The sequence below is a fragment of the Pseudomonas sp. RU47 genome, from assembly GCF_004011755.1.
Taxonomy (GTDB): Bacteria; Pseudomonadota; Gammaproteobacteria; order Pseudomonadales; family Pseudomonadaceae; genus Aquipseudomonas.
Genome location: NZ_CP022411.1, coordinates 515,960 through 541,289 on the forward strand (window position 1 = coordinate 515,960; position 25,330 = coordinate 541,289).

General features: G+C 60.0%; 17 protein-coding genes. 11 read left to right on the top strand and 6 right to left on the bottom strand.

The genetic code is table 11. The features are described from left to right. Both CCX46_RS02325 and CCX46_RS02330 read left to right on the top strand, forming a co-directional pair. Positions 1–2,016: a type VI secretion system Vgr family protein gene (locus tag CCX46_RS02325; RefSeq protein WP_127925562.1), complete on the top strand. Its 2,016-nt coding sequence runs from the start codon at positions 1–3 to the stop codon at positions 2,014–2,016. Beyond that, the gene (locus CCX46_RS02330; protein WP_127925563.1) at positions 2,006–2,719 is read left to right on the top strand and encodes a DUF4123 domain-containing protein; all 714 of its coding nucleotides are present in this window, start codon (positions 2,006–2,008) and stop codon (positions 2,717–2,719) included. Before CCX46_RS02325 ends, CCX46_RS02330 begins: the two co-directional genes overlap by 11 nt. Before the next feature lie 93 nt (positions 2,720–2,812). Here CCX46_RS02330 and CCX46_RS02335 read toward each other — a convergent pair whose 3' ends face one another. Then, positions 2,813–3,268 (bottom strand): hypothetical protein, encoded by a 456-nt coding sequence (locus CCX46_RS02335; RefSeq protein ID WP_127925564.1) that lies wholly within the window; start codon positions 3,266–3,268, stop codon positions 2,813–2,815. A gap of 330 nt (positions 3,269–3,598) precedes the next feature. On the opposite strand from CCX46_RS02335, the gene CCX46_RS02340 reads away from it, so the two are divergent. After that, the gene (locus CCX46_RS02340; RefSeq protein ID WP_007915674.1) at positions 3,599–4,438 is read left to right on the top strand and encodes a 23S rRNA (adenine(2030)-N(6))-methyltransferase RlmJ; all 840 of its coding nucleotides are present in this window, start codon (positions 3,599–3,601) and stop codon (positions 4,436–4,438) included. Between the two features lie 127 nt (positions 4,439–4,565). On the opposite strand, the gene msrA is transcribed toward CCX46_RS02340, so the two are convergent. The 5 genes from msrA to aceE all read right to left on the bottom strand — a co-directional run bounded on the left by msrA (position 4,566) and on the right by aceE (position 14,671). Then, a complete protein-coding gene (gene msrA / locus CCX46_RS02345) occupies positions 4,566–5,231 on the bottom strand; it encodes a peptide-methionine (S)-S-oxide reductase MsrA (protein ID WP_127925565.1) in 666 nt (221 codons plus the stop codon). Positions 5,232–5,437: 206 nt separating this feature from the next. Beyond that, positions 5,438–8,134: a putative bifunctional diguanylate cyclase/phosphodiesterase gene (locus CCX46_RS02355; protein WP_127925566.1), complete on the bottom strand. Its 2,697-nt coding sequence runs from the start codon at positions 8,132–8,134 to the stop codon at positions 5,438–5,440. A gap of 242 nt (positions 8,135–8,376) precedes the next feature. After that, a complete protein-coding gene (locus tag CCX46_RS02360) occupies positions 8,377–9,774 on the bottom strand; it encodes an alkaline phosphatase D family protein (RefSeq protein WP_127925567.1) in 1,398 nt (465 codons plus the stop codon). A gap of 278 nt (positions 9,775–10,052) precedes the next feature. Continuing rightward, positions 10,053–12,014 carry a dihydrolipoyllysine-residue acetyltransferase gene (gene aceF / locus CCX46_RS02365; protein WP_127925568.1) on the bottom strand — a complete coding sequence of 654 codons (1,962 nt, stop codon included), beginning with the start codon at positions 12,012–12,014 and terminating at the stop codon, positions 10,053–10,055. A gap of 11 nt (positions 12,015–12,025) precedes the next feature. After that, positions 12,026–14,671: a pyruvate dehydrogenase (acetyl-transferring), homodimeric type gene (aceE, locus tag CCX46_RS02370; protein WP_007915682.1), complete on the bottom strand. Its 2,646-nt coding sequence runs from the start codon at positions 14,669–14,671 to the stop codon at positions 12,026–12,028. A 384-nt stretch (positions 14,672–15,055) separates the two neighbouring features. Here aceE and glnE point away from each other — a divergent pair, with 384 nt between their 5' ends. The 8 genes from glnE to CCX46_RS02410 all read left to right on the top strand — a co-directional run bounded on the left by glnE (position 15,056) and on the right by CCX46_RS02410 (position 25,265). Next, positions 15,056–17,995, top strand: a complete 2,940-nt coding sequence (gene glnE, locus CCX46_RS02375) for a bifunctional [glutamate--ammonia ligase]-adenylyl-L-tyrosine phosphorylase/[glutamate--ammonia-ligase] adenylyltransferase (protein WP_127925569.1) — start codon at positions 15,056–15,058, stop codon at positions 17,993–17,995. A 311-nt stretch (positions 17,996–18,306) separates the two neighbouring features. Beyond that, on the top strand, positions 18,307–19,341 hold the full coding sequence (waaF, locus tag CCX46_RS02380) for a lipopolysaccharide heptosyltransferase II (RefSeq protein ID WP_127925570.1): 1,035 nt from the start codon (positions 18,307–18,309) through the stop codon (positions 19,339–19,341). A gap of 1 nt (position 19,342) precedes the next feature. Beyond that, positions 19,343–20,404, top strand: a complete 1,062-nt coding sequence (gene waaC, locus CCX46_RS02385) for a lipopolysaccharide heptosyltransferase I (protein WP_123448344.1) — start codon at positions 19,343–19,345, stop codon at positions 20,402–20,404. Next, the gene (locus CCX46_RS02390; protein WP_127925571.1) at positions 20,404–21,525 is read left to right on the top strand and encodes a glycosyltransferase family 4 protein; all 1,122 of its coding nucleotides are present in this window, start codon (positions 20,404–20,406) and stop codon (positions 21,523–21,525) included. The genes waaC and CCX46_RS02390 overlap by 1 nt, the downstream gene beginning before the upstream one ends. Then, positions 21,525–22,331 (top strand): lipopolysaccharide core heptose(I) kinase RfaP, encoded by an 807-nt coding sequence (rfaP, locus tag CCX46_RS02395; protein WP_127925572.1) that lies wholly within the window; start codon positions 21,525–21,527, stop codon positions 22,329–22,331. Before CCX46_RS02390 ends, rfaP begins: the two co-directional genes overlap by 1 nt. Continuing rightward, positions 22,331–23,065, top strand: coding sequence for a lipopolysaccharide kinase InaA family protein (locus tag CCX46_RS02400; RefSeq protein WP_127925573.1), 735 nt, complete (start codon positions 22,331–22,333; stop codon positions 23,063–23,065). The genes rfaP and CCX46_RS02400 overlap by 1 nt, the downstream gene beginning before the upstream one ends. Further along, on the top strand, positions 23,062–23,814 hold the full coding sequence (locus CCX46_RS02405) for a lipopolysaccharide kinase InaA family protein (protein ID WP_127925574.1): 753 nt from the start codon (positions 23,062–23,064) through the stop codon (positions 23,812–23,814). The genes CCX46_RS02400 and CCX46_RS02405 overlap by 4 nt, the downstream gene beginning before the upstream one ends. Next, positions 23,814–25,265, top strand: a complete 1,452-nt coding sequence (locus tag CCX46_RS02410) for a lipopolysaccharide kinase InaA family protein (RefSeq protein WP_127925575.1) — start codon at positions 23,814–23,816, stop codon at positions 25,263–25,265. Before CCX46_RS02405 ends, CCX46_RS02410 begins: the two co-directional genes overlap by 1 nt. Positions 25,266–25,330 lie beyond the last annotated feature (65 nt).

Consider the following 25,330-nt stretch of genomic DNA (forward strand, 5'->3'; position numbering starts at 1 on the left):
ATGTTCGCGCCTGCCAATCAACCGCGTTTCACGTTGACCCTCGAAGGCGCCCAGCATGACCTCAAGGTCCTTGAGTTCACGGGCAAGGAAGCCATCAGCCAACCGTTTCGCTTCGAGCTGGAACTGGTCAGCGAGCGGCCGGATCTGGACCTTGAAAGCCTGCTGCACTGTCAGGCGTTTCTGCGCCTGGATGCGCAGGGTTCCGGTATCCATGGTCAGATTTATCAGGTCGGGCAGGGCGATTCCGGGAAACGTCTGACGCGCTATCATGTCAGTCTCGTTCCGCGTCTGACGTACCTCGGGCAGCGGATCAATCAGCGGATCTTCCAGCATCTGACGGTTCCGCAGATTGTCGCGCAAGTCCTCAAGGATCATTCGATCTTGCGTGATGCCTTCGAATTTCGCCTCGGCAGCGAATACCCGGTGCGCGAGTATTGCGTGCAATACGCCGAGAGTGATCTGGCCTTCATTCAGCGGTTGTGTGCAGAGGTCGGCATTCACTACCACTTCCAGCACAGTCCCGAAGGCCATCTATTGGTGTTCGGCGACGACCAGACGGTGTTTCCACGTCTGGCTGAGTCGACGCTATATCTGCCGGGCAGCGGCATGGCGGGCGGAGCGCGGGCGATTCAGCGTTTCAACGTGCGGGTGGAAACCCGCACCAGCGTGGTGACCCGGCGCGATTACAATTTCATCAAGCCGCGACTGCAGTTGGAAAGTCGTGTCGACGCTGAGCAGCGCCCGGTGCTGGAGGACTATCACTTCCCTGGCCAATTCAACGATCGTGAAACCGGCAAGCATCACGCTCAGCGGGCACTTGAGCGACATGTCGCCGACTACCGTCAGGCCGAAGGCATCAGCGACGAATCCGCATTGGTTTGCGGACATTTCCTGCAACTGACCGAGCATCCGCGCCATGACTGGAATGACCTGTGGCTGCTGACTGCCGTTGAACACCATGGCCGCCAGCCGCAAGTGCTGGAGGAATCGGTGACCAGCGATGGGGAAGGTTTCCAGGGTTACCGTAATACCTTTCTCGCCACGCCGTGGGACGTGTTCTTTCGCCCGTCGCTGGGGACGGAAAAGCCACGGATGCCCGGTTACCAACCGGCTGTTGTGACCGGGCCGAAAGACACTGAAATCCACTGCGACGAGTACGGCCGGGTCAAGGTGCAGCTCGCATGGGATCGCGACGGAGAATTGAACGAGCATTCCAGTTGCTGGCTGCGCGTTGCCACTAATTGGGCCCACGACCGTTACGGCAGCGTTCTGATTCCGCGAGTCGGCATGGAAGTGCTGGTCGGCTTCATCGATGCCGACGCTGACAAACCCTTGGTCGTGGGCTGCCTGCCCAACGCCGCGACACCGATCCCGCTGGATCTGCCAGCGGACAAGACCCGCAGCATTTTCCGCACTCAGAGCAGCCCCGGCGGTGGCGGCTACAACGAACTGCGCATCGAGGATCGCAAAGGCTCCGAGGAAATCTACCTGCGCGCCCAGCGCAACTGGACGCAGCATGTGTTGAATGATCAACAGGTGCAGGTCGACAACCAGCGCAGCATCGTCGTCACCGGCACCGCCCGCCATGAGTTAAAGGCTGATGAGCAGCGCATCACCCACGGACAGCGGCAGACCGAAGTGAAGCAGGACGACCATCTGAGCGTGATCGGCGACCGGCATATTCGCGTGAGCAATCAGGCGATCAGCGCCAGTGGGCAATTCCACGTCAGCGCCGGTCAGCAAGTGGTCATTGATGGCGGGGCGAGTGCGACGATTCAGGCCGGCGGTCAGTGGATCAACATCGGTCCCGGCGGCATTTTCAGCAGCGTGCCGATTGTCGTGGGCGGCGCACCGATGGCGGCGATGAGTGCCGCACCTGTGGCGCCGGGATTGCCGGAGAAACTCACCGCCGCGCCGACAGCCATGCTGACCGCCGCACAAATCATGAGCCTCAAGGGTGATGCGCCATTCTGCGAAGAGTGTGAGCGTTGCAAGGACGGTCTCTGTGCAGCCTGATTTTCTTTTGCCTGCCGAATGGTTGGCGCGGGAACCGTTGAGTGCATCCGAGCAATTGTTCGTGGTGTTCAGCAATGCCAGCGAGGCGAAGCCGCTTGAGGCCTGGCCAGAAATGGCGAGTCCGATCTGGGCCGAGACGATCTATGCCGAGTGGGATGCGGTGATGCCTTACGTGGGAATTGTCGCCGCTGACAGTGAGTTTCTGCATTGGGTCGCCACTACCGAGTCGCAGGATTGGGGATGGCTGGCGGTGTCTTCGGCAAGCCTTGAAGAGGTGGTGGCGCACTTTCGCAGTCTCACCCAAGTGCTGATGCCGGGCGGCAAAACGGTGTTTTTCCGTTTCTGGGACGGGCGCTTTCTGTTGCCGATTCTTCAGGCCGATAAGGTGGATGCGGCACAACTGTTTCCGCTGATCGGGCGTTGTTTGATCAATGGTCAGGCGCTGGGAATTGGCGGCAGGGCGCAGGTGTCGGGGCGGGCATTTCCGTGGTGGCAGGTGCCGGCTTCGGTGCTGGCGCAGCAGGGCAATGACGTTCGAACGGCCAATGCGTTGCAGTGGTTGAGCGAGGAACATTCGACACTTTTCGAAGCCTTTTCAGAGGCAGTTTTGCGTTGCAAGGTGAGGCGGTTTTTTCAGGTTTCAATGTCGGAAGAATCGTCGCGATCGGCGTTGTTGGCGTTTTTGCTGGCAGAGTCAGAGTGAGTTTTCGGGGCGAAGGTCTCGGACGATTCCTTCAAGTTGCGGCGGTTTTCATGAACGAGTGGGCGGTGGGTTGCTGGGATAGTCTTTTCGTTGTCACTGCGAGAGTGGTGGCAGGGTGAAAGATCTTTTGACTTTGATGGGTGGAATGTACGCATCCTGAGTGTTGATAAAACTGTTGAACGCCTCGGAGTTGTAGACCTTCAGGCAGCCAAAAAACACGACTTTTTCATTCGAGTATTTGCTGTTTGAAGGTGTCTGCTCGTAAGCCGTCAATACGTAGTTTCTGGTTTCTTTATAGGGGTCGTGCAGCACTTGCAGTGTGTCTTCATTTTGCAGGATGGAATGCATGCCTGTGCCCATGAACGAATAGGCATTGGCGGACAGTGCAATGTCTTTTTTCAGCGCGGAGCGTTCGTTGAATGACGCCAGAATGCAGTGGCTCAGGCCATGGTTTTTGAGTGTCTGGCGTGCCTGTTCAATGTGGGTTTCGTCGGCAAGGGCGAGGTATGGGCTAAGCAGGCTGAATAAGCAGATGATCAGATATCGCATGAGCTTTTGACTTCCTGTCGTTCATGGTTAGCCAGTTTAACGCCATAAAAGCAAAGCCCCTCACCCTAGCCCTCTCCCAGAGGGAGAGGGGACTGACCGAGTTGTCTGGGGGATGTACGCCGACCTGCGACTTCAGCGGCGCACTTTGCTTCGCCAGGCTTGAGTTCGCGCTGATCTTTCAGGTCGACATAAGCCGCAAGATCACCACCGTCAGTCCCCTCTCCCTCCGGGAGAGGGTTAGGGTGAGGGCAGGCTTTTGTCCGCTCGGCTGCGAATCCCTGACTTGCCGCGCGGTAAAAGGTAAACTTTGCGCCCTTCGCAGGAGCAGCCATGAATTATCGTCACGCCTTCCATGCCGGCAATCACGCCGATGTGTTCAAACACCTGACCTTGACCCGCCTCATCGCCCTGATGTCGCGCAAGGAGCAGCCGTTTGCCTATCTCGACACACACGCCGGCATCGGTCTGTATGACTTGCAGGGTGATCAGGCCAACCGTACCGGTGAGTACCTGGAAGGTATCGCGCGCTTGTGGGATCAGCCGGATCTGCCGGCGCTGACCGCCGACTACATGAAGGTGCTGCACGAGATGAACCCGGATGGCCAGTTGCGCTATTACCCGGGGTCGCCGGAGCTGGCGCGGCGTCTGACGCGGCCGCAGGATCGGGTGATGCTCAACGAGAAGCACCCGGAAGACGGCGTACTGCTCAAGGACAACATGGCCGGTGATCGTCGGGTCAAGGTTCATCTGGGCGAGGGTTGGCACGTCGCACGGGCGATGTTGCCGGTGCAGGAGAAGCGTGCGGTGATGTTGATTGATCCGCCGTTCGAGCAACTCGACGAGATGCAGCGTTGCGCAGCGTCGTTGAAAGAGGCGATTGGCCGCATGCGTCAAACCGTGGCGGCGATCTGGTATCCGGTGAAGGACCAGCGTGCGTTGCGTCGCTTCTATCAGGATCTGGCCGGTACCGGTGCGCCGAAGTTGCTGCGCGTGGAACTGCTGGTGCACCCGCTGGATACGCCGAATAGCCTGAACGGCTCGGGCATGGCGATTGCCAATCCGCCGTGGGGGCTGGAAGAGGAATTGCGTGAGCTGCTGCCGTGGTTGTCGAAGAAGCTTGGGCAGACCCAGGGCGGGTGGCAGATGGATTGGTTGATTGCCGAGAGCTGATCACTGACTGATCGTTCCCACGCTCCGCGTGGGGACGCAGCCCGGGACGCTCCGCGTCCCAACAGCGGACGCAGAGCGTCCATTGAGGCATTCCCACGCAGAGCGTGGGAACGATCCGTCGACGGGGTCAGTTACCCGCCAGGCTCGGTGGCATGCACACGCCGGTGCCGCCAATCCCGCAGTAACCCTCAGGATTCTTCGCCAGATACTGCTGGTGATACGTCTCGGCGAAGTACACGGTCGGAGCCTGTTCGATCTCGGTGCTGATTTCACCCAGACCTGCTTTCGACAGCTCAGCCTGGTAGGTCGCTTTGCTTTTCAGCGCCGCATCCAGATGCTCAGGCGAGGTCGCGTAGATCACCGAGCGGTACTGCGTGCCGATGTCATTGCCCTGACGCATGCCCTGCGTCGGGTTGTGCAGTTCCCAGAACATCGCCAGCAGCTCTTCGTAGCTGACTTTATCCTTGTCATACACCACCAGCACCACTTCCGCGTGGCCGGTCAGGCCCGAGCAGACTTCTTCGTAAGTCGGGTTCGGCGTGAAACCGCCGGCATAACCGACGACCGTGCTGACCACGCCTTCGCGCTGCCAGAAGCGGCGCTCGGCGCCCCAGAAGCAGCCCAGACCGAAAATCGCAAAGTCGACGTCCTGGAAAAACGGGCCAAGCAGTGGGGTTTCTTCGAAGACGAAGTGCTTTTCAGGCAGGGTCATCGCAGTTTCGCGGCCGGGCAAAGCTTGTTCTTTAGTCGGGAGCACGTTTTTGTTCACCAGAATTTCCGAGCGCAGAACCATGATCGTTCCTCTCAGTCAGGTTGGAGGTAAAAAGTCAGACCGCCAGTGTGCCCAATGATGCCCGACTTCGCACTATCCAAATGTGGGAGCGAGCCTGCTCGCGAAAGCGGTATGTCAGGCAATGTTGATGTCGACTGACTCTCCGTCTTCGCGAGCAGGCTCGCTCCCACAGGGGGAGTGTCTTCTAGAGGAACAGCTTGTGGTGATCAGAGGCAGAGCGGGCCGCGCGGGTAGCGTTTCAGCGCTTGAATGAGTTCTGCGCCCGGGATCGGCCGGTCGAACAGGTAACCCTGGCCGACGTCGCAACGATGCCGACGCAGGAACGCCAGTTGTTCGGCAGTCTCGATGCCTTCCGCCACGACCTTGAGTTTCAGGTTGTGGGCCATGGCAATCACTGCTGAGGTGATTTCCATGTCGTCCTGATTGTCGGGGATTTCGTGGATGAAGCTGCGATCGATCTTGATGATGTCGATCGGGAATTTCTTCAGATAGCTCAGCGACGAGTAACCGGTGCCGAAGTCGTCCATGGCCAGCGTCAGCCCGAGGCGCTTGAGCTGGTCGAGCTGCAAGTGCGTGTCTTCGGTGGCTTCCAGCAGCAGGCCTTCGGTCAGCTCCAGTTCAAGCAGATTGGCCGGCAGCGCTTCTTCCTTGAGAATGTTGGCGATGGAGGCGACCAGATCCGGGTCGGAGAACTGTTTCGGCGACAGGTTGATCGCCACCTGCAGATTGCCCATCCCAGCAGCGGTCAGCGCTTTGCTCATGCGGCAGGCCTGACGGGCGATCCACTTGCCGATCGGAATGATCAGGCCGGTTTCTTCGGCGACGCTGATGAACTGGTCCGGGCGGATCATGCCGCGTTCCGGGTGATTCCAGCGCAGCAGCGCTTCCATGCCGAGCAGACGACCGCTGCGCAGGCACAGCTTGGGCTGATAGAACACGTCCAGCTCGTTCTGGGTCAGGGCGCGACGCAGGTTGTTCTCGACGAACAGTTTGTAACTGGCCTCGGCATTCAGCGCTTCGGTGAAGACTTGCACCTGATGTTTGCCGTTGGCCTTGGCCTTGTGCAGCGCCAGACCGGCGTTACGCATCAGGGTTTGCGGGTCGCGACCGTGCAGCGGCGCGCAGGCCAGGCCGACCGAACCGGTAACGCTGATCAACTGGTTGTCGACGAACATCGGTTTATCCAGCGTCGCCAGCAATTGGTTGGCGATCTGCTGGCCGGTCGCCAGATCGGTATCGTCGAGCAGCACCGCAAACTCGTTACTGGCGAAGCGCGCGAGGCTGCCGCTCGGGCTCAGACTATTGCGCAGACGCCGGGCCAGACTGATCAGCAGCTTGTCGCCGGTCTGGTGACCGAGGCTGTCGTTGATCCGTTTGAAGTTGTCGATGTCCACCAGCAACAGGCTGATCGGGGTATCGCTATCGCGGGCGAAGCGTTCGTCCAGATTGCGGATAAACGCCGGGCGATTGCCGAGGTTGGTCAGGTTGTCGGTGTAGGCCAGACGCTCGATGCGCTGCTGCGCCAGTTTGGTCTGGGTGATGTCTTCGTAGATGCCGATGTAGTGGGTCAGTTCACGGTTGTCGCCGTAGACCTTGGAGATCGACAACTGGCCCCAGTACGGTTCGAGGTTCTTGCGGCGGCTCTTGAATTCGCCCTGCCAACTGTTGCTCTTGGCCAGCGCCGAGGGCGCGTCGAACAACAATTCACTGAGGTTTTCCAGCGCCGGCAGCTCGGACAGGCGCTGGCCGTGGACTTCCTCGGTGGTGTACTGGGTGATCGCGGTAAAACTTGGATTGACGTACTCGACCACGCCGTCGCAATTGACCAGCAAAAACGCGTTGGCGCTTTGCTCGACCGCACGCTGGAACAGGTGCAGGGCGCTGGTGGCGGTGCGGCGGTTGTGGTTGTTGATGACTTGCGCGAACTGGTCGGCCAGTTCCCCGGCAAAGGCGATTTCGTCGGACTGCCAGGCGCGGGTGACGCCGGTCTGCTCCAGACACAGTACGCCGACGACCTGGCCGTCGACGCGGATGCTGGCGTCGAGCATCGCGTTGACGTCGCGCGGGCGCAGGGCCTCGGCCATCTCACGGGTACGCGGGTCACGCATTGCATTGTGCGCGTCGATGGCGCGGCTGCCGTGCAGGGCGTCCATGTAGTCGGGAAAGCCGCTGATGTCGATCACGTCCGGGAGAATGTACTCCTGGGTCGCGCGGTGATACGCGGAGATCGGCACCAGATGCTGGCCTTCGAGGTTCCACAGGCTGGCGCAGTCGATCTCATAGATATCGCAGGCGCAGCGGGTGATCAGTTCGGCGGCTTCTTGCAGCGAGTTGTGCGTGCTGTAGCGCTGGCGCGCGAGCAGCAGAATCAGGTCCTGCTGGGCGCGTACGCGTTCCAGGTGCTGCAGTTGTTCCTGCTGGGCGCGCTGGTTGAGTTCCAGAGCGATCTGCAGGCGGGAGTTCTGGGTTTCGAGGTCAACGGAGGGCAGTGGCGGCGCTTCGTCGAAGACGTGATCGACCGCCAGCAGATAGCCGCGCAGCAGATGACGGTTGTGTTGTTTGTAGGCTTCGCCCAGTTCCAGAATGCTCAGCGCACCGGCCGCGGTGTGCAGGGTGTATCGCACCAGATAATGCGGGCTGGCGGTCAGCTGTTGCTGGATCGCGTCGTGCAGTTGATAACGCGCTTCGGGTTCCATCAGGCTGGCGTAGGGGGAGCCGACCAGCGCGCAAAGCTCGACAGCCGGCTGACCGAACTGGCGTTCACAGTTGGGATCGAGAAACAGCATGGCCCAACTGGCTTCATTCAAGCGCTCGAAACGCAGCATGCCGAGCCGCGAGGGCACAGGCAACTGCGTCACTACCTCGGCCGCCATACGGCTGGCGGCATCGGGTTGGCTCTTCATGAAGGGAACTCGCTTGGAAATATGCTGAACGCGCCGGGCTCGCGCCCTCTTTACTGTTGCCTGCGGCAAGGTTGCATCATTGCGGCACCGACTGACAAGAGAGATGAAGGCCAAGTGCTATAAGAATATGTCGGCTGCACTGAACATTTCTCCAGCGTGCGCTGAAAAGTAATCCAGTTGAATTGAAAGAACGCCGTTCCAGAGCGGTTCGTGCCCCGCAACGGCGTCCTTTGACTGGAAACTCAGCGCAGAGGAATGCTGATCGATTGCATGCGTTTGCCATCGCGGTCGTGGTAATTGACCTGAATCTGCCCGGCCTCGACCACCATGTGGGCGAAATTGTCTTCACTGACCACCGTGCTGGTCAGCTCATGCCGGTAATCGCCCGCCGCCGTGCGCACCAGCGGCTGATTCAGAATGAACGTGGACGCCTTGGCGTAAGGCAGCAGTTTGCTGTTGCACAGCGGCGAGGACACCACGGTGTGGACTTCGAAGTCCGGGTCTTCGCTGTGGGTCAAGCGAGCGGTCAGCGAGCCATGTACGTCTCCGGAGATGAACACGACATTCTTGATGCGTCGGGTGCGGATGGTCTCCAGCAGGCGCAGGCGCTGCTCGGGAAAGGCTTTCCAGGCGTCATCGCCGTGGAGCTTGCGGTCCGGATAGAACATAACGCTGGTGACCACGTACTTGACCCGCGCGGTGCTGTTGCTCAGCCATTTGAGCAGGGCCTGTTCCTGTGCCTCGTCGAGGATGCGTCGATCATCGGCTGACAAGTTGCGGCGGGTACGACTGTCAGTCACAAACCATTCGATATCGCCGTCGCTGAATTGATACCAGTAATGCTCAAGTGTCGAGTGATCTACTTCACCGTTAGTTGTCAGCGGATGTGCCGGACTATGACTGGCCTGATACAGATCATAAGCGGCCATGGCGTTACGGTATAAGTCGTCGTCGGATGTGCTGGCATTGGCGGGCCAGTTATCTTCGATTTCGTGATCGTCGAGAATCATGTAAGTCGAAGTGCCCGACATCAAACGTTGAATATTCGGTTGGGAAAACGCGGCGCGGTACTTGCTGAGGATATCTTTGTATTCGCGATCGGGTGCGAGCAGATTCAAATCGTCGACGTAGATTTGATCGCCGGTCATCATTACTGCGCTGATCGGCGGTTGTATGCCTTCGATCACCTGATTGATGGACGCGAAGATCCGGTCGCCCAGTTGTGGCAGGGAAGCGATGCCGGCGGTCATGCGCAGATAGCGGCAGGAGCCGACGATATAGGCTCTGGGCTGCCGGGCTTTGCTGGAACGAGTGCGCAGGCGATAAATCTCGCGCGGCCATTGCAGCGGCAGTTCGGCGACGCTGTCCGGGGTATGCACGGGACTCATCGGACTGAACCAGCCGGCCTGATATTCATACTCGGTATCGCTACTCAAGTTATCGATTGCGAACACATGCGACATATCACGCCACTCGCTCAGGCGCGCAAAGTTACCTTTTGACCACGGTTGTGCACCGGCGGCGCGATAACGTACGCCGGCAAATACCAATGCATTGTTCTGCCGGTCGCCACGCATGAATATGCGTGCGTGATTAGTTGTAATGTGGCCGATAATCGGGCCGATAGTTGGTTTTAACATGTCGAATCCATTCGAATGAATTTTAATAAATATGTAAGTTTGCAAGTGTTGCTTAGTTGAATTGGTTGCGCCTAGGTTAGTTGCGTATTGAATAAAAAAGATCGGGGCCAAGTCGACCAGGGCTGTGGCCGAAATCAGCGCAGCTTGTGGGAAAAAGACGAGAAAGGATTTTCTTCAGGCAAAAAAAAGCCCCGCCAAACTGACGGGGTTGAGGTACGAGCGTGTGGCGCTCGAAAGGGTGCAGCAATCGGCCCTCCGTCGCCGGAGGGCCGATCGAGTTACAGCAGGATCGTGCGAATGTCCGCCAGCAGGCTGCCCAGACGCTGGGTGAAGCGTGCGGCAGCGGCGCCGTTGATCACACGGTGATCGTAGGACAGCGACAGCGGCAGCATCAGTTTCGGCTGGAAGGCTTTGCCGTCCCAGACTGGCTGGATGGTTGCCTTGGAAACACCGAGGATCGCCACTTCCGGCGCGTTGACGATCGGCGTAAAGCCGGTGCCGCCAATGTGGCCGAGGCTGGAAATGGTGAAGCAGGCGCCTTGCATGTCGTCAGCGGTGAGCTTCTTGTCGCGGGCTTTGGCGGCCAGCGCAGCGGCTTCGGCTGCCAGTTGCAGCAGGCTCTTCTGGTCGACGTTCTTGATGACCGGTACCAGCAGGCCATCCGGGGTATCGACGGCGAAGCCGATGTTCACGTATTTCTTGCGGATGATCGCTTTGCCGCTTGGTGCCAGCGAACTGTTGAAGTCCGGCAGCTCCTTGAGCATGTGCGCGCACGACTTGAGCAGCAGCGGCAGGATGGTCAGCTTGACGCCGGCCTTCTCTGCAACGGCTTTCTGCGCCACGCGGAACGCTTCCAGCTCGGTGATATCAGCCGAATCGAACTGAGTCACGTGCGGGATGTTCAGCCAGCTGCGGTGCAGGCTCGACGCGCCGATTTGCATCAGGCGAGTCATCGGCACTTCTTCGATTTCGCCGAAACGGCTGAAATCGACGACCGGAATCGGCGGGATGCCCGCGCCACCGGTTGCGCCAGCAGCAGCGGCCGGTGCTTCCTTGGCCTTCTGCATCATCGCTTTGACGTAAACCTGCACGTCTTCTTTCAAGATACGACCGTGCGGGCCGCTGGCACCGACAGCGTTCAGCTCGACGCCGAACTCGCGGGCCAGTTGACGCACGGCTGGGCCGGCGTGAACTTTCGCGCCCGGCTTGGCCGGTGCGGCGGCTGGAGCGGCGGCAGGTGCAGGTGCTGCGGCAGCCGGAGCTGCAGCGGCAGGAGCACTTGGTGCAGCAGCGGTAGCTGGCGCCGGGGCAGCAGCAGGAGCCGCGCCTTTGACTTTCAGCTTCAGAATCAGGTCGCCGGTACCGACTTCGTCATCCAGCTTGATGGAAACGCTTTCCACCACGCCAGCGGCAGGCGATGGAATTTCCATGCTCGCCTTGTCGGATTCCAAGGTGATCAGCGATTGATCAGCTTCGACGGTGTCGCCAGCCTTGACCAACACTTCGATGATCTTGGCTTTGCCAGCCGAACCGATGTCCGGAACGTGGATGTCCTGAACACTGTCAGCAACCGGTGCTGCTGGCGCGGCTGCCGGAGCAGGCGCGGCGGCAGCGGCCGGTGCAGCAGCCTGAGCCGGAGCGGCCGCAGCAGGGGCCGCAGCACCCGCCACTTCGAGGTCCAGAATCAGGTCGCCAGTGCCGACTTCGTCGTTGAGCTTGACGCTGATGGCCTTGACCACGCCAGCGGCAGGCGACGGGATTTCCATGCTCGCCTTGTCGGATTCCAGAGTGATCAACGATTGATCAGCTTCGACGGTGTCGCCGACCTTGACCTGAATCTCGATGATCTGCGCCTTGCCCGACGAGCCGATGTCCGGCACGTGCACTTGCTGAACCGAAGCGGCAGCAGGGGCAGCCGCTGGCGCGGCAGCTGCAGGAGCGGCAGCCGGTTTGGCTTCAGCTTTTGCAGCCGGCGCAGCAGCCGGAGCAGGGGCCGCTTCAGCGGCGCCCTCGACTTCCAGCTCAAGCAGTTCGTCGCCTTCTTTGAGACGGTCGCCCAGCTTCACTTTCAGGCTCTTGATGACGCCGGCTTTCGGGGCCGGCACTTCCATGCTGGCCTTGTCCGATTCCAGGGTCAGGATGCTCTGGTCGGCTTCGATACGGTCGCCGACCTTCACAAACAGTTCAATTACTTCACCTTCACCGCTGCCGATGTCAGGTACGCGAATGAGTTCGCTCACAAAATGTCTCCTCAGCAGTCCAGTGGGTTGCGTTTTTCCGGGTCGATGCCGAACTTGACGATGGCTTCAGCCACCACCTTAGGTTCGATATCACCACGGTCAGCCAGTGCTTCCAGGGCTGCCAACACCACGAAATGACGGTCGACTTCGAAGAAATGACGCAGTTTCTTGCGGCTGTCGCTGCGGCCGAAACCGTCGGTGCCCAGGACTTTGAATTCCTTGGACGGTACCCACTGACGGATCTGCTCGGCGAACAGTTTCATGTAGTCGGTAGAGGCGATGACCGGACCTTTACGGCCGTTCAGGCACTCTTCGACGTAGCTCAGCTTAGGCTTCTGGCCAGGCTTCAGACGGTTGCTGCGCTCGACAGCGAGGCCGTCGCGACGCAGTTCGTTGAAGCTGGTAACGCTCCACACGTCAGCGCCAACGTTGAACTCTTCACGCAGAATCTTCGCCGCTTCACGGACTTCACGCAGGATGGTGCCGGAGCCCATCAGCTGTACGTGGTGCGCCGCATCGCGGGTGTCTTCTTCGAGCAGGTACATGCCTTTCTTGATGCCTTCTTCGGCACCGGCCGGCATGGCTGGCTGCTGGTACGACTCGTTCATCACGGTGATGTAGTAGAAGATGTCCTGTTGCTCTTCGGTCATCTTCTTCATGCCGTCCTGAATGATCACCGCCAGCTCGTAGCCGTAGGTCGGATCGTAGGTGCGGCAGTTCGGGATGGTCGCGGCCAGCAGGTGGCTGTGACCGTCTTCGTGTTGCAGACCTTCACCGTTCAGGGTGGTACGGCCGGCGGTGCCGCCGATCAGGAAGCCACGGGTACGGCTGTCGCCAGCGGCCCAGGCCAGGTCGCCAATACGCTGGAAGCCGAACATCGAGTAGAAGATGTAGAACGGCAGCATCGGCTGGTTGTGGCTGGAGTACGAAGTACCGGCAGCGATGAACGAGCTCATGGCGCCTGCTTCGTTGATGCCTTCTTCAAGGATCTGACCTTTCTGGTCTTCCTTGTAGAACATCACCTGGTCTTTATCGACTGGCTCGTAGAGCTGGCCGACGGACGAGTAGATGCCCAGCTGACGGAACATGCCTTCCATACCGAAGGTACGGGCTTCGTCCGGGATGATCGGAACGATGCGCGGGCCGATTTCCTTGTCCTTGACCAGTTGCGCGAGGATCCGCACGAAGGCCATGGTGGTGGAAATTTCACGGTCGCCGGAGCCGTCAAGGATGGCCTTGAGGGTGTCCAGGTCCGGAGTCGGCACGCTGAAGCTTTGTGCGCGGCGCTGAGGTACGAAACCGCCCAGTGCAGTGCGACGCTCGCTGAGGTAGCGGGCTTCGGCGCTGTTTGGCTCTGGCTTGAAGAACGGCAGGTTCTCCAGCTCTTCGTCCTTGACCGGGATGTCGAAACGATCGCGGAACAACTTCAGGCTGTCGACGTCGACTTTCTTGGTGTTGTGCGCAGTGTTTTTCGCTTCGCCGGCACCGGTGCCATAACCCTTGATGGTCTTGGCGAGGATGACGGTTGGTTGTTCTTTGTGGTTGACCGCTTCGTGGTACGCCGCGTAGACCTTGTACGGGTCGTGGCCGCCACGGTTGAGTTTCCAGATCTCGTCGTCGGACAGATCAGCAACCATCGCCTTGAGTTCTGGCGTGTTGAAAAAGTGTTCACGGACGAACGCGCCGTCTTTGGCTTTGTAGTTCTGGTACTCGCCGTCGATGACTTCGTCCATACGACGCTGCAGGATGCCGTCGACGTCTTTGGCCAGCAGTGGGTCCCAGAAACGGCCCCAGATGACTTTGGTCACGTTCCACTGAGCACCGCGGAACACGCCTTCGAGTTCCTGGATGATCTTGCCGTTGCCGCGAACCGGGCCGTCGAGGCGCTGCAGGTTGCAGTTGATGACGAAGATCAGGTTGTCCAGCTTCTCGCGGCCGGCCAGGGAGATCGCACCCAGGGATTCCGGCTCGTCGCACTCGCCGTCGCCCAGGAAGCACCAGACTTTCTGTTTGCCCGGCTGGATGAAGCCGCGGTGTTCCAGGTACTTCATGAAGCGTGCCTGGTAGATCGCCTGAATCGGACCCAGACCCATCGATACGGTCGGGAACTGCCAGAAGTCAGGCATCAGCCAAGGGTGCGGGTAGGACGACAGGCCCTGACCGTCGACTTCCTGGCGGAAGTTGTTCATCTGGTCTTCAGTGATGCGGCCTTCCATGAATGCGCGGGCGTAAACGCCTGGCGAGGTGTGGCCCTGGAAGTAGATCAGGTCGCCGCCGTGTTCGTCGGTCGGGGCCTGGAAGAAGTAGTTGAAGCCGATGTCATACAGGGTCGCACTGGAAGCGAAGCTGGAGATGTGACCACCCAGGTCAGAATCTTTCAGGTTCGTACGCATTACCATGGCCATCGCGTTCCAGCGTACCAGCGAGCGAATGCGGCGTTCCATGAACAGGTCGCCAGGCATGCGTGCTTCGTGGGTTACCGGGATGGTGTTGCGGTAAGGCGTGGTGATGGCGTAAGGGAGCTGCGAGCCGCTGCGGGTCGCGAGTTCGCCCATACGGGTCATCAGATAGTGAGCACGGTCTTCGCCTTCTTTGTCGAGAACCGATTCCAGGGCGTCCAGCCATTCCTGGGTTTCGACGGGATCGAGGTCTTGCATGGCTTGCTCCAGGGCGGAAAGGCTTCCAGAATCGGTTGCCTGAGTTTGCGACTGGCCTTGTGGGCAGACGATTTAAAATTCTTGGATTGCCGATAGGTTGTTCCGGCGGCGTGTAGTTTTACTACAAATCTTCCGGCATTTCAGCCTTTCGAATGTATAGACGAGTAGTAAAACTACAGAAGAATGGCTTGTGGCCTCCGGCTGCGTTGTGAGAATAATCGTTAAGGTTGGTCTTTTGCCATCCGAAAAAGGTGAAACTTTGATGTTCGCTGCCAAAGAGAAAGAAATTTCAGCTATTTCTAACTTTTGTTCGACAGTCCTCCGGGTAGCGGGTTTTCACCAATCACTACAAGCGGCCATTTACACGCCGATCAAGGATAGACCATGACCCTGCCCGTGCTTGCCGAACTGCCCGCCATTCTCCTGCCGTTGGTCACTCGATCCGAGCAGTCGTTCCGTACGGCCGTCGCCGGGCTGGAAGACGATCATGGCTTTGTGAACTGGACGCCAGAGCGCTGGGCGCAGTTCGCCCGCGTCACCGCCGCCAGCGAATTTGTCATTGAACAGAGCGTTCGTGACCCTTTGATGTTGTTGTCGCTGGTGCAGTCCGGCGAACTCGACCGGGCCTTTGCGCCGGGTGAATTGTGTGCGCAGATTGCCGCCGCGGTGAATGCTGCGCAGAGTGAAGATGAACTCGGCCGCGCCCTGCGCCGCCAGCGCGCTCGCCATCAAGTGCGGATCATCTGGCGTGACCTCACCCGTCAGGCCGATCTGGTGCAGACCTGCCGCGATCTCTCGGACATGGCCGACGCCACCATCGATCAAGCCTATCAATGGTTGTACAGCCGTCATTGCGAACAGTTCGGCACGCCGACCGGCCGCCGCAGCGGTGAGCCGCAGCAAATGGTCATCCTCGGCATGGGCAAGCTCGGCGCGGTCGAGTTGAACCTGTCTTCGGATATCGATCTGATCTTCGCCTACCCCGAGGGCGGCGAAACGGTGGGCGTGAAACGCTCGCTAGATAATCAGGAGTTTTTCATTCGCCTCGGCCAGCGCCTGATCAAGGCGCTGGACCCGATGACCGTTGACGGTTTCGTCTTCCGGGTCGACATGCGCCTGCGCCCGTACGGCTCGTCCGGCGCGCTGGTGCTGAGCTTCAATGCGCTGGAGCAGTATTACCAGGATCAGGGCCGCGACTGGGAACGCTACGCGATGATCAAGGCGCGGGTGGTGGCCGGCGATCAGGTGGCGGGCGCGCAGTTGCTCGACATGCTGCGGCCGTTCGTTTATCGGCGTTATCTGGACTTCTCGGCAATCGAAGCGCTGCGCACCATGAAGCAGCTGATCCAGCAGGAAGTGCGGCGTAAGGGCATGGCTGACAACATCAAACTTGGCTCGGGTGGCATCCGCGAGGTCGAGTTCATTGCTCAGGCCTTTCAACTGATCCACGGCGGTCGCGACTTGAGTTTGCAACAGCGTCCTCTATTAAAGGTGCTGAGCACGCTGGAGGGGCAAGGCTATCTGCCGCCGGCAGTGATCAGCGAGTTGCGCGAGGGCTACGAATTTCTCCGTTACACCGAGCACGCCATTCAGGCGATCGCCGACCGCCAAACGCAGATGCTGCCGGATGGCGCGCAGGATCAGGCGCGCATTGCCTTCATGCTCGGCTTTGCCGATTGGGATGCTTTCCACGAAAACCTGATGTTCTGGCGCGGTCGTGTCGCTTGGCACTTCGCTCAGGTGATCGCCGATCCCGATGACGATGAAGGCGCCGAAAGCGAAGTGGTGGTCGGCGGTGAATGGCTGCCGCTGTGGGAAGAGGCGCAGGACGAAGAAGCGGCCTGCCGTCAGTTGGAAGAGGGCGGTTTTGCTGACGCGAGCAAAGCCCTGAAAGCGTTGGCCGGATTGCGCAGCAGCCCGCAGTTGCGCGCGATGCAGCGGTTGGGGCGTGAGCGTCTCGATGCCTTTATTCCGCGTTTGCTCGCGCAGGCAGTGGAACACGCCAACCCGGATCTGGTGCTTGAGCGGGTGTTGCCGCTGGTGGAGGCGGTTGCCCGGCGTTCGGCTTATCTGGTGTTGCTGACGGAAAACCCCAGTGCCTTGCGCCGCTTGCTGACGCTGTGCGCAGCGAGCCCGTGGATTGCCGAACAGATCACGCGCTTCCCGCTGCTGCTCGACGAATTGCTTAACGAAGGTCGCCTGTTCAAGCCGCCCTTGGCCCCAGAGTTGGCTGCCGAGTTGCGCGAGCGCCTGACGCGGATTCCCGAAGACGACCTCGAACAACAAATGGAAGCCCTGCGTCATTTCAAACTGGCGCACCGCTTGCGCGTCGCCGCCTCGGAAATTGCCGGCAGCCTGCCGCTGATGAAAGTCAGCGATTACCTGACCTGGCTGGCCGAGGCGATTCTCGAGCAAGTGCTGGCCCTGGCCTGGCGGCAGACCGTGGCCAAGTACGGCACGCCGCTGCGCACCGACGGCACCTTGTGCGATCCCGGTTTCATCATTGTCGGTTATGGCAAAGTCGGCGGTCTGGAACTGGGGCATGGTTCGGATCTGGATCTGGTGTTCATCCACGACGGCGATCCGCAGGCGGAAACCGATGGGCCGAAGTCGATCGATGGCGCGCAGTTCTTTACGCGGCTGGGGCAGCGAATCATTCACCTGCTGACGGCGCAGACCAACTCCGGTCAGCTCTATGAAGTGGACATGCGTCTGCGCCCATCCGGTGCTTCCGGGCTGTTGGTGAGTTCCCTCGGCGCGTTTGCCCGCTATCAGGAAAATGAAGCCTGGACGTGGGAACATCAGGCCTTGGTGCGTGCGCGAGTGCTGGTCGGCAGTCAGGATGTCGGCCAGGCGTTCGAGAAAGTTCGCGCCCAAGTGCTGGGCAAGGCGCGCGATCTGGCCACGCTGCAACAGGAAGTCAGCGAGATGCGCGCGAAGATGCGCGATAACCTTGGCACCAAGAGCACAGCAGCCGGTACGGCAGCAAATGCCTTCGACGCCACGGCGCCGTTCGACCTCAAGCAGGACGCCGGTGGTATCGTCGATATTGAATTTATGGTGCAATACGCGGCTCTGGCGTGGTCGCAAAGCCACCCGCCATTGCTGCGCTGGACAGATAACATCCGCATTCTGGAAGAGCTGGAACACGAAGGGCTGATGCCTGCCGAAGATGCCAGCCTGTTGCGCGAGGCCTATAAAGCCTACCGCTCCGCCGCCCACCGGCAGGCCTTGCAGAAGGACGCCGGGGTAATTGCGGGAGACCAGTTTGCCGACGAACGTCGGCAGGTTTTGCGGATCTGGAAAGAGATGGGGCTAAGCTGATCCGCAGATGTATGAATGAATGCAAAACCCTGTGGGAGTGAGCCTGCTCGCGATAGCGGAGTATCAGACGACAACGATGTTGAATGTAACGACCCCATCGCGAGCAGGCTCACTCCTACAATAGATCTGCGGTGAGTCGCAGATGTGTGAATAGATGCAAAACAATGTAGGAGCGAGCCTGCTCGCGATAGCGGAGTAACAGTCGACAGAAATGTTGAAGGTAATGACCCATCGCAAGCCGCCGGTGTTCCCACAGTGATTATCGAGGCGGGGAGGCGTAAATGCCTCCCCGGTTCGTTTATGGAAACCACATGAATATTCTGATCGTTGGGCCCAGTTGGGTCGGTGACATGGTGATGGCGCAGACACTGTTTCAGTGTCTCAAGCAGCGCCACCCGCAATGCGAAATCGACGTGCTGGCCCCCGAGTGGAGCCGGCCGATCCTTGAACGCATGCCTGAAGTGCGCAAGGCCTTGAGCTTCCCGCTCGGCCACGGCGCGCTGGAATTGGCGACGCGTCGGCGCATCGGTAAGTCCCTGCGCGGCCAGTACGATCAAGCGATCCTGCTGCCCAACTCGCTGAAGTCGGCGCTGGTGCCGTTTTTCGCCGGCATCCCGAAACGCACCGGCTGGCGCGGTGAGTTTCGCTACGGCCTGCTCAACGACGTGCGCACCCTCGACAAAGAACGTTATCCGCTGATGATCGAGCGTTTCATGGCGTTGGCCTTTGAAGCGAACGCCGAGCTGCCGAAACCGTATCCACGTCCGAGCCTGCAAATCGACCCGGTGACCCGCGAAGCGGCGCTGGCCAAATTTGGTCTGACCCTCGATCGTCCGGTGTTGGCCCTGTGCCCCGGCGCCGAGTTCGGCGAGTCCAAGCGCTGGCCGTCCGAGCACTACGCCAAAGTCGCCGAAGCGCGCATTCGCGAAGGCTGGCAGGTGTGGTTGTTCGGCTCGAAAAACGATCACGCGGTGGGCGAAGACATTCGCGCCCGGTTGATACCGGGCCTGCGTGAAGAATCGGTCAACCTCAGCGGCGGCACCTCGCTGGCCGAGGCCATCGACCTGATGTCCTGTGCTGACTCGGTGGTGTCCAACGACTCTGGCCTGATGCACGTTGCCGCCGCGCTGAACCGCCCATTGGTGGCGGTCTACGGCTCGACGTCGCCGGGCTTCACCCCGCCGTTGGCCGAACACGTCGAAGTCGTCCGGCTGGGCCTCGATTGCAGCCCGTGCTTCGACCGTACCTGCCGCTTCGGCCATTACAACTGCCTGCGCCAGCTGATGCCGGACGCGGTCAACGATGCGTTGCAGAAATTGCAGGGCTCCGTGGTCGAGGTTCATTAAGTTGCGGGTACTGCTGATCAAGACTTCATCGCTGGGCGACGTGATTCATGCGTTGCCGGCGCTGACCGACGCCGCCCGGGCCATTCCCGGAATCAAATTCGACTGGGTCGTGGAAGAAGGCTTTGCCGAGATTCCGACCTGGCACCCGGCCGTTGGCAAGGTGATTCCGGTGGCGATCCGCCGCTGGCGCAAAAACATCTGGAAAACCATCACCAGTGGCGAATGGAAACGCTTCAAGCAAAGCGTGCGTGCCAACAAATACGATTTGGTCATCGACGCTCAAGGCCTGCTGAAAAGTGCCTGGCTGACCCGTTACGTCAAAGCCCCGGTGGCGGGTCTCGACAAAGGTTCGGCCCGCGAGCCGATGGCTTCGCGTTTTTACGATCGCAAATTGGCCGTGGCCCGTGGTCAGCACGCCGTCGAGCGGGTGCGGCAGTTGTTCGCCATCGCCCTCGGTTACGACTTGCCCAAAGGTCTGGGCGATTACGGCCTCAACGTTGAACGTCTGGTCGAATTGCCGCGCAAAAACGCCTTTGTGGTGTTCCTGCATGGCACCACGTGGGACACCAAGCACTGGCCGGAAGCCTACTGGCGTGAACTGACCGAACGCGTCGGTTACCTCGGCGTCGGCGTCAAACTGCCGTGGGGCAACCCGCAGGAAAAGGCTCGCGCCGAGCGGATTGCCGCAGGCTTCAAACACGCCGAAGTGCTGCCAAAACTCAATCTGGCCGGCGTGGGCAAAGTCCTCGCCGGCGCGCAAGCGTGCGTAGCGGTGGATACCGGTCTCGGCCATTTGGCCGCAGCACTCGACGTGCCGACCATCTCGCTGTTCGGCCCGACCAATCCGGGCCTGACCGGCGCTTACGGCAAATTGCAGATTCACCTGGCCAGCGATTTCCCGTGCGCGCCGTGCCTGCAAAAGAAATGTACCTATCAACCGACCGCGCAGGATGCCCGTCAGTTTGACCTGAAGCGTGAACAGCCGCTGTGCTTCACGCGTCTGAACCCCGAGCGTGTCGCCAGCCGACTGAGCACGTTGTTAATGGCTGAGGAGCTGCGCTGATGCAATTGGCATTCGTCCTGTACAAATATTTCCCGTTCGGTGGCTTGCAGCGCGACTTCATGCGCATCGCCCTCGAATGCCAGAAGCGTGGTCATCAGATTCGCGTCTACACACTGATCTGGGAAGGCGACGTGCCGCCCGGTTTCGAGGTGCTGGTGGCGCCGGTCAAGGCGTTCTTCAACCATCGTCGCAATGAAAAACTCAGCGCATGGATGGAAGCGGATCTGGCCAAGCGCCCGGTCGATCGCCTGATCGGTTTCAACAAGATGCCGGGGCTGGACGTCTACTACGCCGCCGACGGCTGCTTTGAAGACAAGGCGCAGAACCTGCGCAACTCGCTGTACCGCCGCTGGGGCCGTTATCGTCACTTCGCCGAGTACGAGCGCGCGGTGTTCGCCAAAGACGCGAAGACTGAAGTGCTGATGATTTCCGAAGTGCAGCAACCGTTGTTCATCAAGCATTACGACACGCCGATCGAACGCTTTCACCTGCTGCCACCGGGCATCGCTCAGGATCGCCGCCGTCCGGCAGATGCCGACGAAATCCGCGCCGGTTTCCGTGCGGAATTCAATCTGAAGGATGACGAACTGCTGCTGGTGCAGATCGGTTCCGGCTTCAAGACCAAAGGCGTTGATCGCAGCCTGAAAGCGCTGGCCGCATTGCCTGCCGAACTGAAGAAGCGTACGCGGCTGTTTGTAATCGGCCAGGATGACCCCAAATTGTTCCAGATGCAGAGCGCCACTTTGGGTCTGGGCGATAACGTGACGTTCCTCAAGGGACGCAGCGATATTCCGCGTTTCCTGCTCGGTGCCGATCTGTTGATCCACCCGGCGTACAACGAAAACACAGGTACCGTGTTGCTGGAGGCGCTGGTCGCCGGGTTGCCGGTGCTGGTCAGCGCGGTCTGCGGTTACGCCCATTACATCGCCGAGGCCGATGCCGGGCGAGTGCTGGACGAGCCGTTCGATCAGGCGCAACTGACGCAATACCTGACTGACATGTTGAAAGATGACGCTGCACGGGCGGCCTGGAGCCGCAATGGTCTGGCTTTTGCCGAGACGGCCGACCTCTACAGCATGCCGCAGCACGCGGCCGATGTGATTCTGGCGGAGCACGCTTAATGAAGTTGATGCTGGCTGAACCGTTCAAAAGCCTTTGGGCCGGACGCGACCCGTTCGCCGAAGTCGAAGGCTTGCAGGGCGAGGTATACCGCGAGCTGGAAGCGCGTCGGACACTACGCACGGAAGTCGATGGCAACGGATTTTTCGTCAAGATCCACCGCGGCATCGGCTGGGGCGAAATCTTCAAAAACCTGCTGACCGCCAAGCTGCCGGTACTCGGCGCAGGCCAGGAGTGGAAAGCCATCCAGCGTCTGCAGGAAGTCGGCGTGCCAACCATGACTGCCGTCGCGTACGGCGAGAAGGGCAGCAACCCGGCGGATCAGCATTCGTTCATCGTCACTGAAGAACTGGCGCCGACTATCAGCCTGGAAGACTTCAGTATCGACTGGGTCAAGCAGCCGCCCGAGCCAAAACTCAAGCGCGCGCTGATCGCCGAAGTCGCGCGCATGACCGGCATGATGCACCGCGCCGGCGTTAACCATCGCGACTGCTACATCTGCCACTTCCTGCTGCACACCGATAAACCGGTGACACCGGAAGATTTCAAGCTCTCGGTGATCGACCTGCACCGCGCCCAGACCCGCGCAAAAATCACGCAGCGCTGGCGCAACAAGGATCTGGCGGCGCTGTACTTTTCCGCGCTGGACATCGGCCTGACCCGCCGCGACAAGCTGCGCTTCCTCAAAGGCTATTTCCAGCAACCGCTGCGCCAGATTCTGGCTGAAGAAGCGCCGCTGCTGAACTGGCTGGAAGGCAAAGCCAACAAGCTCTATGAGCGTAAGCAGCGTTACGGGGATGCGCTCTGATGGCGGGTTGGACTCTCGAGCCGCAATACAGCGAACTCGCCGAAGACTTTGGCAGCCTCGAAGCCGTATTCGCATTGCAAGGCGAACGCCTGACCCGCGACCCGCTGTCGGAAGTGATTCGCGTGCAGCGCAATGGCGTCAACTATTACGTCAAACGCTATGTCGGCGCCGGTAAAGGCCTGCGCCGTTACCTCGGCAAGCCGCGGGTGAAGATGGAATGGCAGAACCTCAAGCGCTTCGCCAAGTGGGGCATTCCCACCGCTGAAGTGGTGGCCTGGGGCCTGGAGCGTCGAGGTGCGGCGTATGATCGTGGCGCGATGATCACCCGCGAACTGCCGCACACCGAAGACCTCTCGGCGCTCGCCGAGCGCAAGGATCCGAAGCTCAAGGATCGTGCCTGGGTCGACGCTGTCAGTCGGCAACTGGCCGGTTATACCCGGACGATGCATGATCACCGATTTACCCATAACGATCTGAAATGGCGCAACCTGTTGATCGATGACCAGGCGCGGATATTTCTGATCGATTGCCCTAACGGCGAGTTCTGGCGTGGCTTCTGGCTCAAGTATCGGATCACCAAGGATCTGGCCTGTCTCGATAAACTCGCCAAATACCACCTGTCCAATACCCAACGCCTGCGCTTCTATAAGCGATACCGCCAGTGCGATCGGCTTGATAGCGCCGACAAGAAACGGATTCGGCACGTGGTGAGATTTTTCGAGGGACGCGAATGACTGATTTTCTCGCCGCTGAAGACCGCGCATTGCTTGAGCGCCATGGCCTCGGCACTTTCGACGCATTGTGGGCCAAGCAGCTTGAGGCTGTGGACGAGCCCAATACCGCCCGTGGTGGCTGGAGCAGCGTCTTCCGCCTGGACCTGGAAGGGCAGGGTTATTACCTCAAGCGCCAGAGCAATTACCTGACGCGCACCTTGCACGCGCCTTTCGGTGAACCGAGTTTTGCCCGCGAGTTTCGCAACATCAGCCGCTATCGCAAGCTCGGTATCCCGGCGCTGCAAGCGGCGTTCTTCGGTGAACGCAAAGTCGACGGCGAAGTCCGCGCGATCCTGCTGACCCGCGCGCTCGATGGCTGGAGCGATCTGGAATCGCTGTTGCAGCGTTGGGTGCAACTCAGTGCTGCACAGCATTCAGCCATCCTCAAGGCTTGTGGCTTGCTGGCTCGGCATCTGCATGGTGTGCGTCAGGTACACGGCTGTTTCTACCCCAAGCATATTTTTCTGCGGGCCACCGGTGACGGGTATCAGGCGCAATTGATCGACCTGGAAAAAACCCGTCCTTTATTGTTCGGCATGCGTGACCGGATCAAGGATCTGGAACCGCTGCAACGCCGCGCGCCGGAATGGAACGAGGCGCAACTGCGTGAATTGCTGGCGGCTTATCTCGATCAGCCCACCGATAGCTCGCTGCTCGACAGCTGGCTGGCCCGGCTGACCGCGCGCCGCAGTCACAAGGAGACGCGTTGATGCAATTGTCCGAGCTGGCCGGTGTCGGGCGAACCCCGCAACTGCCACTGACTGTGACCCTGGCCGATGCTGCCGGCAGTGCGGATCTGCAATTGCTCAGTCTGCTGCGAGTGCTGCCGGGGCAGCGTTACGTCGGTGCCGGTGTCTGGCGCGGTCGTCCGGTGTTGGCCAAATTGCTGGTTGGCGGCAAGGCGGCGCGGCATTTTCAGCGTGAGCTGGAAGGCGTGCGCTTGCTGGCCGCACAAGGCCTGACGACACCGCTGTTATTGGCCGATGGTTTGAAGAATGGCGAAGGTGGCTGGCTGCTGTTCGATTTCCTTGAGGGTGCCGAAAGCCTTGGTGATGCCTGGGCGAAAGTCGAGTCGCTGCCGGTACTGGCCGACGAGCAATCGGCGGTGTTGGCCGAGGCGCTGGGCGCCATTGCCCGGTTGCACGGCAAGGGGCTTTGGCAGGAAGACCTGCATCTGGACAATCTGCTGCGTCACGGCGGCCAGTTGTACTTGATTGATGGTGCCGGTATTTGTGTCGAGACCGCCGGCCAGCCGCTGTCGCGACAGAAAGTCCTGGAAAACCTCGGGGTATTTTTCGCCCAGTTGCCCAAAGCGCTGGAGCCATTTACCGAAGAGCTTTTGGTGTATTACCTGTTGAGCAACAGTGAGCACGCGTTGCCGCTGGAAGCCTTGCAGAAGCAGATCGACAAGGTGCGCCGCTGGCGTTTGAAAGACTTTCTGACCAAGGTCGGTCGCGAGTGCACGCTGTTCAGTGTGCAGCGTGGAGCGTTCGGACTGCGCGCAATTCGTCGCGAAGAAGAGCCGGCCATGCTGCCGGTGCTTGCGCAGGCCGATGCGTTGCTCGATCAGGGGCATCTGTACAAGACCGGTGGCGCGGCGAGCGTTGGCAAGGTTCAGGCCGGTGCGCGTACGCTGGTGATCAAGCGCTACAACATCAAGGGCTTTGCGCATTGGCTCAAGCGTTTCTGGCGGCCGAGTCGGGCCTGGCATTCGTGGCGCGAAGGCAATCGCCTGGCGTTTCTCGGTATCGCCACACCGAAACCGCTGGCGGTGCTGGAGAAGCGCTTTTTCTGGCTGCGCAGTCGGGCGTATCTGGTGACCGAGTACCTCCCCGGGCCGGACATCATCGAGCGTTTTGCGCCGTACGTTGAAAATGGTGACGCACCAGAAGTGGAGTTGCAGGCGCTGGACCGACTGTTCGCGCGCTTGATTGACGAGCGCATCAGCCATGGCGACTTCAAGGGCCACAACCTGTTCTGGCAGCAGGATCGCTGGGCGCTGATCGATCTGGATTCGATGTGCCAGCATGGGACTGTGGGCAGTTTTGCCCCGGCCTATGCCCGTGACCGTGCGCGATTCATGCGTAACTGGCCGGAAAGCAGCGCGCTGTATCAGGTTATTGATCAGCGTTTGCCGAAAGACATTTCCAGCGCGGCTTGAATCAAACGCCGGAGGACAAGATTTAACGACTTGTCCTACGGCTTCTACAGAAACCATGAACTGTG